Origin of the sequence: Aeromonas sp. BIGb0405 (assembly GCF_024807335.1) — a bacterium.
Classification (GTDB): Bacteria; Pseudomonadota; Gammaproteobacteria; order Enterobacterales; family Aeromonadaceae; genus Aeromonas; species Aeromonas rivuli.
This window is the reverse complement of record NZ_JANUEP010000012.1, coordinates 72,691-80,208: the sequence shown is the minus strand read 5'-3', so window position 1 is coordinate 80,208 and position 7,518 is coordinate 72,691. Positions and strand designations below refer to the sequence as shown.

Below are 7,518 nucleotides of genomic sequence, written 5' to 3'. Positions count from 1 at the left end.
CGGGCGAGCTGACGCAGCTCCTTCTGGGTAATGGCCCATAGCCGTAGCCAGCGGATCATGCCTTCACCCTCGTCGTGACTTCCGTGATATTCAGGTAACAGGGGCTCATCACCGCCCAGGCGCCAAAGGTGAGCCTGTCCCGGGCGAGCTGACGCAGCTCCTTCTGGGTAATGGCCCACAGCCGCAGCCAGCGGGTCATGCCCTCACCTCCTGGCCCGTGCAGCTGACGAACACATCCTCCAGGCTGGGCCTGACCTGCACCAGCTCGGCCCCCATCAGGGCTGGGCAAGCCTGACGCAACCAGGCCACAGGGTCGGCCTGCTCCTTGTCCACCAGCACTCGTAGCCGCTGACCGAGCTGGGCCGCCGAACGCACCATGCCCAGGGCGAGCAACTGCTGTTTGAGGGCGCGTAAATCCGGTGCCTGCACCTCCACCACCCGGGTCGCCATGGCATCCATCAACCCCTGGGGTGAACCCTGCGCCCGTACCTGGCCCGCCTCCATGATGGCCAGATGATGACAGCGCTCCGCCTCATCCATGTAGTGGGTGGTCACCAGAATACTGGTCCCCGCCTCGCTGAGATCGAATAACTTCTCCCAAAAATCGCGCCGGTTCTGGGGATCCACCGCCGAAGTCGGCTCGTCGAGCAACAGCAGATCCGGCCTGTGAATGACGGCGGCGGCCAGGGCGAGACGCTGCTTCTGGCCACCGCTCAGCCCCCCTGCCCGCCGCCGGGCCAGGGGGGTGAGTTCATAGGTGCTGAGCAGCTCTTGCTGGCGCAGCGTCAGGGCAGGCTTGGCCATGCCGTGGATGCGCCCCATGAACTCCAGGTTCTCCCACACCGTCAACTCGTCATAGAGGGAGAACTTCTGCGTCATATAACCGATCCGTTGGCGCAGCGCCTCGGCTTGCCTCGGGATCTCCAGCCCCAGCACCCTCACCCGCCCCGCAGAAGGGGTAAGCAGGCCGGTCAACATGCGCAGTGTGGTGGACTTGCCACAACCGTTGGGACCGAGGAAGCCATGGATCTGCCCCCTGGGCAGGCAGAGTGCCAACTCCTTGACCGCGACCATGTCACCGAAACGCCTCGTCAGCCCCTCGGCCAGGATCGCCGGCTCGCCCATGCCGGCACTCTCCTGGCGAGCCGTCTCACTCATCGTTCGGCTCCACTCGGTTCGGCTCCACTCGCAGGGGTATGCCGCTTGGCAAGAGGTTGGCTGCGGCCGGCAGATCAATCTTGGCCAGATAGACCAGCCGCGCCCTGTCCAGCTCGTTGAGTCCGTAATAGGGAGTGAAGGCGGGATCCTTGGCAATCCAGCGCAGGCTGCCTGTCATGGGATCGGCCACCCCGTCGACATAGACCGCCAGTCCCAGCCCCGGGCCGTAGCGGGCCAGGTCAGGCTCGGGCACATAGACCCTGGCATAGGGTCCATCCTCGGCCAGCAGGCGAGCCAGTACGGCGCCGGTCGCCACCCGCTCTCCCAACTGATAGGGCAGGCTGTCGAGCCGACCGCCACGGGGAGCCCGCACGCTCAAATCTGCCAGCCCCTGAGCGGCAAGGGCCACCCGGGCACGGGTCGCGGCCAGGTTGGCCTGGGCCTCTTCGATATCCTCGATACGCCCTCCGTGCACCAGCTTGGCGAGACGCTGCTTCGCCCCTTGCCAGGCGGCCAGGGCGCCATCACGTTCGGCGCGGGCCCGGTCCAGATCCGCCGGGCTCATCAGCTGCTGACGTACCAGCTGGGCAACGCGCGTGAAGTTGCGCTCCCCCTCGCGCAAGTTGGCCTGGGCCTGATCCCGATCGGCACGGGCTGCGGCTATGTCCTCGGGTCTCTCACCATTGGTGAGCCTGGCCAGGGCCGCGCGGGCCGCCGCTTCAGCGGATCTGGCCTCGGCCAGCACACTCTGCTGGCGGCTATCATCGAGCTGCACCAAGAGATCCCCGGCCGCCACCTGACTGCCCTCTGCCAGTGGCAGGGCACGGATGATCTCGCTCGCGGTGGCCGTCAGTTCGACCCTGTCCCGCTCGAGGGTGCCAAGCGCCCCCGGCGCAGTCGTCGGCTGACAACCAACCAGCGTGAATGCCAGCAGACAGAGCCCGCCTCTGTGCCATGAGTCCATCTTGCCTTCCCCCTTGCGACTGTGCCCTGAGCATATCCCCTCCCTCCGGGGATTTCTTCAACCCTCGTCACCCATTTGGACATAGCTCATTGACCAATAAGAAGAATGTTCAGGATACTGGGCCATCACCCACCCCCATCAGGGTATCGACAGGGTGGGAACTCATGGAATTGATAGATAAATCAGTCAGATGGACTGTGCAGGAGCCAGGGTGTTAAGCAAAGAGTGGTTACAGCTGTCCGCAGATATGGAGTTGGCCTGCCTGCGCATCCTGCCCGGGTCAGAAAAACCAGTGCGCGAAGCCGATGTGCTCGCCCTGCTGCACGCCTCCAACTGTCGCCGCTACCAGCCCCTGCACGAAGGGATCAAGCAGGTGGTCACCCTGCTCAATACCCTGCAGAGCAGACCCGATGCCCCCATTCCCCCCAATCCGATCCCCATCGCCAAGCGCCAGGACGCCCGGCTGATGATGTTGATCGACAGCGACAAGATGACGGCCCGGGCCCAGATCACTTGCGATTGGGGCGGAAGACCCCTGACCCTTGAACAGATGCAGCAGGCCCTGGCCGAGAGTGAGGTCAATAACGGCGTGCAGGGTACCCTGATAGAGCTGGCCATCAAGCTCGCCAAGGAGGGGGCGCCTGGCAGCCTGATCCAGCCCGCCATCGCCCACGGCACCCCTCCCATCCCCGGTCTGGATACCCGCTTCGAGCGCCTGGTTGAGACCCCATCCGATCGCATCCTCACCCCCCAGGAAACGGAACACGGCAAGGTAGACCTGCGCGATCTCGGCAGCCTGATCACGGTGCGCACCGGGGAACCCTTGATGCGCCGCCACCCGGCGACCCAGGGCTCCCCCGGCCTGACCGTCACCGGTCAGAACCTGCCTGTCAAACCGGGCAAGGAGATAGCCATGCTGCCTGGGGAGGGAACTGAGATAGCCACCGATGATCCCAATCTGATCGTCGCCAGCCGCCCCGGCCTGCCTTGCCTGGAGAAACAGGGCATGCGGGTCGACGATGTACTCAGCCTCAAACAGGTGGATGCGCGCAGCGGTCACGTGACCTTCGAGGGCGCCCTGGTCATCAGTGGTGATGTGTTCGCCGGCATGCGCGTCAAGGCCAGCGGCGACGTGGTGATTGGTGGCTTCGTCGAGGGCGCCGATATCGAATCAGGCGGCTCCATCACGGTCCGCCATGGCATCATAGGTCGCAAGACGGAGGAGAGCGAACTGCTCTGCCGACTCACGGCTCAGGGGGAGATCCACGCAGCTTATGCCCAGTACGCCAGGCTCGAAGCGGGCGGCAATATCCATATCCAGACTCAGCTCACCCACTGCCACAGCCGCAGCGGCCAGGATCTGCTGGTCGGCGACAGCGCCATGCGCAAGGGAACCCTGCTCGGCGGCATCAGCATTGCCAATCGCCAGATCCTCGCCCCCAGCATAGGGGCCTCCGCCGCCAACCATACCCGGTTGCAGATCCTCGGCGGGTATTTCACCCACAAGCAGCAGGAGCAGGAGCTCAGACAGCGCAAGCAGGCTTGCCGGGAACAGCTGCTCAAGGTGCAGGACTTGCTGCTCAAGCTGCTGCAATTGCCGAGTGATCGCCGTAACCCGCAAACCCTGGAGAACATCAAGACCCTGCGCCTGCAGTTCCTGACCCAGAGCAAGGGGCTGGACGCCAAGCTCGATGAGGCCCAGCAAGCCCTGCAGCAACTCCTCAGCGAGATGGACGTCACCGCGACCCAGCGCCTCTGTGCCGGCGTCGAAGTGGAGCTGGCCAACAGCAGCTATCGGGTCGACATCGACCATGGCCCCATCAGGATCGCCATCAAGCAGGATCAGATAGTGTTGCAGCCCTTCGAGGGGCGCAGATAAGCCACGCAGCAATATACCGCGCGCATCGCCACCAAGCGGGAGCCGATAGTGTGACTCCCCTTCGAAGGACGCAGCCACGCCGCAATCGCCACTAAGCGGGAGCCGATAGTGTGACTCCCCTTCGAGGGGCGCAGATAGGCCACGCCGTGATCCCGTGCGGGATCTTGGGTACACTCGCAGCTTGCACTCCACACAGAGCAGGTAGAAGTCGATGTACAAACTGATCGCATTAGATATGGATGGCACGCTGCTGACCCCACAAGGGGAGATATCCCCCCGCACCCACGCTGCCATCCAGGCCGCCCGCGCCCGCGGCGTGACCGTGGTACTGGCCTCGGGCCGCCCCCTGGAGGGCATGACCCGCTATCTGGAGGAGCTGGGCATGACGGGCCCGGATGACTATGTGATCAGCTACAACGGCGCCATGGTGCAACGGGTGGCGTGTGGTAGTGTCATTCGCAGCCAACTACTGACCGGGGCCGACGCCAGCCTGATCGCCAGCCTTGCCGACCAGCAGGGTGTCAATGTCCATGGCTTCTCGGTATCCCAAGGGTTGATCACACCCCGCCTCAGCCACTACACGGAGCATGAATCCCGTCTGACCGGCATGCCCATCAAGCTGGTCGATTTCGCCGCCCTGCCCCCTGACGAGGCCATCCTCAAGGTGATGATGATCGATGAGCCCAGCCTGCTCAGCCGGGCCATAGCGGCGCTGCCTGGCAGCCTCTATGAGGACTATACCGTGGTACAGAGCGCCCCCTACTTCCTGGAGATCATGAACAACCAGAGCCACAAAGGCAGTGGGGTTGCCGCCCTGGCGGAGCACCTTGGCCTCAACGCCAGCCAGGTGATTGCCGTGGGAGATGCCGGTAACGACAGCCACATGGTCGAGTACGCAGGGCTCGGGGTCGCCATGGGCAATGCAACCGAATCACTCAAGGCCCTGGCCCAGCACATCACCAGCCGCAATGATGAGGACGGGGTCGCCCGGGTCATCGAAGAGTTTGTGCTGGCCTGAGTCAGCCTCTTTGTCAGCAAAACGGGTGGCAGGCATGAACTGCCACCCGTTTAATATATCCACCGACCAAGCACTCCTATTTCTCATAGCCAACCATCAGTTAGCCCTGAATTTGCCCATCCCCTCTCTTTCTGATCACTGTTCAGTAACAAAATCAGCTCATTTCGTTTGACATATTTAACGGCCTTGGCAGACTGAAATCGGGGTCCAGGCCGTCATCTCTCTCTTCTCGCCCCGCGGCATAGCCCGATATGACGCCCCGGATCTCCTAGACTTGCCTTGAGGCAGGCCCTGATATTGGTCAGGACGAGCCCAAGGCGCGAGACGTCCCCGCGGGACTGCAAAGGAATGCCAAGGTGATCTATGTCCGCACAAACACAAGCTGCCCCCACACGAAAGCCCCTGGTTCTGATGACGATGGGGATCCAGGCACGCAATGGTCATGACTATCAGGTGATGACCCACAAATACATCAAACCGCTGGTCGAGATAGGTGGCTGCACCCCGCTACTGGTGCCCACCTGCTGCGGCATCGAGGATCTCGACAGCTATCTGGCCCTGGCCGATGGCGTCTATCTGAGTGGCGCCGGATCCAACATAGATCCGGCGCTCTACGGCGAGCCAAACCTGACCCCGGACAAGGCCCAGGACAGGGAGCGGGATCTGTTTGATATTGCACTGGTACGCGCCGCCATCGACAAGGGGCTGCCCATACTCGGCATCTGTCGCGGCATGCAGGAGATCAACGTTGCCCTCGGCGGTGACATCCATCAGAAGGTCTACTGCGAGCCGGGTTTTGAGGATCATCGCGAAGATCCCCAGACTCCGCCCGAGGTGCAGTATGGGGAGAGCCACATGGTCGAGCTGGTCGAAGACAGCTGGTTCGCCGAACTGATGGGCGCCACGCAAATACCGGTCAACTCACTGCATGGGCAAGCCATCAAGCGTCTGGGCAAAGGATTAGCGCCGCTGGCCTATGCCGAAGATGGCCTGGTCGAGGCGATCCATGCCCCAGCGCTGCCTCAGTTTACCCTGGCAGTGCAGTGGCATCCCGAATGGCATGCCAAGGACAACCCCCACTCGGTCAAGATCTTCACCGCCTTCGGCGAGGCCTGCCGTCAACATGCGGCCCATGGCTAGCGTGCCGCGATACACATCACGAGAGAGGGGCCATGGGGCCCCTCTCTCGTGATGCACAGAGCCCAAGGCGAGACATGCTCAATCGCCAAATCCCCGCGCCTTGAGTTTGGGCAGGCCACCGCGCACCGGCCGCAAGCCACGGCAGGCATCGATGCCCTTCAGCCCCCGCTGTATGTGATCCGGCGAGTGACCAAATACCATGCCATTGCTGCGATACAGGCTGTCACCATCGAGTTCGAAGCGCTCGCCACCGATGAGCAGCGGCTGCTTGCCCTCCACCTTCTTGCCGCGTTTGAGGGGCAATACCAGATCGGTAAAGATCTCCCCCGTCGCACACCCCTCACGCCAATGGGCTTCATCGGAGAAAGAGGTGATGGCAATCTCTCGCCAGGAGCCATCGCTGAACTCGACCCGGTAGCTGTCAGTCAGCAGATCGCAGCCCCCCAGCCACAGCAGGCTTGCCAATAAACCGTAACGACTCAACACCGCCATCCACTCCCTTGTTCTCCAGGCGCTGCAGCATAAGAGCTGCACCGCAGGTACACACGCTCATTAGCCGCGGCCATCTTCATCATGCGGGTTCACTCATGGCCAAGCAGCAAAGGACCCAGTTCGTCCAAACGGTTGAGCATCAGATCCGGTAGCTGGGACAGGCGGCGCCAGTCCCCCCCTCCCTGATTGAGCCAGGCAGCGCGGTAGCCATGCAGGCGAGCACCCAGCACGTCGCTGCGCTCATGATCCCCCACGTGCAGTATCTCGGCGGGGGCCAGTCCCAACTCGGTCGCCGCCTGCACGAACATGTCCGGCGCCGGCTTCATCCGCTGGCCCTCCCCCGCCTTGTAGACCCCCTGGAAGTAGCCATCCAACCCGGCCCGCACCAGATCCAGATTGCCATTGGTGATCGCCACCAGAGGATAACGGCGTGCCAGGGCTGCCAGCAGCTCATGACTGGCGGCAGGCACAGTGATGGCGGAACGCTCGGCCATAAAGCCTTCGAACAGCTCGGCCGCAACCCCCTCGGCGGCCCCCGCCTCCATCCCCCCCTGGCGCAAGGCCAGTTGCAGGCTGAGCTTGCGCATCAGGCTGACGTCATGACAACGCTCAGGGTCCTGTTGCAGCACCTGACGCTTGCAGGCCAGCCAGCGATCGGCATCCATCATGGCGCCCGCCAGATAGTCGCTGCGCAGGCGCGCCAGCATCCAGGCATCGGCCCGCGCGATATGGGGGCCATTGTCATAGAGGGTGTCATCGAGATCGAACGAGATAGCCTTGACCGGCTGCCAGCGGCGGAAGAAAAGCATTGTCACTCCTGTTGTTCTGCATGCCCACCCGCCGCCATTTTTACCATGACGACCCGGG

8 protein-coding genes are annotated in these 7,518 nt (G+C 63.1%); 3 read left to right on the top strand and 5 right to left on the bottom strand.

Annotated elements, in window-relative coordinates:
- Positions 1-55: 55 nt before the first annotated feature.
- The 3 genes from M2366_RS18000 to M2366_RS17990 are packed head-to-tail and all read right to left on the bottom strand — an operon-like array spanning position 56 to position 2,122.
- Positions 56-199 (bottom strand): hypothetical protein, encoded by a 144-nt coding sequence (locus M2366_RS18000; protein WP_259270325.1) that lies wholly within the window; start codon positions 197-199, stop codon positions 56-58.
- On the bottom strand, positions 196-1,125 hold the full coding sequence (locus M2366_RS17995; protein WP_310504099.1) for an ABC transporter ATP-binding protein: 930 nt from the start codon (positions 1,123-1,125) through the stop codon (positions 196-198). Before M2366_RS17995 ends, M2366_RS18000 begins: the two co-directional genes overlap by 4 nt.
- A 25-nt stretch (positions 1,126-1,150) precedes the next feature.
- Entirely contained in the window at positions 1,151-2,122 is a 972-nt protein-coding gene (locus tag M2366_RS17990) for an HlyD family secretion protein (RefSeq protein ID WP_259270323.1), read from the bottom strand.
- 211 nt (positions 2,123-2,333) lie between these two features.
- Between M2366_RS17990 and M2366_RS17985 the strand changes: the two genes are divergently transcribed.
- From M2366_RS17985 to M2366_RS17975, 3 genes are all read left to right on the top strand, one after another.
- A complete protein-coding gene (locus M2366_RS17985) occupies positions 2,334-4,001 on the top strand; it encodes a DUF342 domain-containing protein (RefSeq protein ID WP_404972808.1) in 1,668 nt (555 codons plus the stop codon).
- Between the two features lie 211 nt (positions 4,002-4,212).
- Positions 4,213-5,019 (top strand): sugar-phosphatase, encoded by an 807-nt coding sequence (gene yidA, locus M2366_RS17980; protein ID WP_259270322.1) that lies wholly within the window; start codon positions 4,213-4,215, stop codon positions 5,017-5,019.
- Positions 5,020-5,382: 363 nt separating this feature from the next.
- A complete protein-coding gene (locus M2366_RS17975; RefSeq protein ID WP_042040013.1) occupies positions 5,383-6,159 on the top strand; it encodes a gamma-glutamyl-gamma-aminobutyrate hydrolase family protein in 777 nt (258 codons plus the stop codon).
- 78 nt (positions 6,160-6,237) lie between these two features.
- Here M2366_RS17975 and M2366_RS17970 read toward each other — a convergent pair whose 3' ends face one another.
- Positions 6,238-6,651, bottom strand: coding sequence for a hypothetical protein (locus tag M2366_RS17970; protein WP_224431819.1), 414 nt, complete (start codon positions 6,649-6,651; stop codon positions 6,238-6,240).
- A gap of 89 nt (positions 6,652-6,740) precedes the next feature.
- A complete protein-coding gene (locus tag M2366_RS17965) occupies positions 6,741-7,460 on the bottom strand; it encodes an HAD-IA family hydrolase (RefSeq protein WP_259270321.1) in 720 nt (239 codons plus the stop codon).
- Between the last annotated feature and the right edge of the window lie 58 nt (positions 7,461-7,518).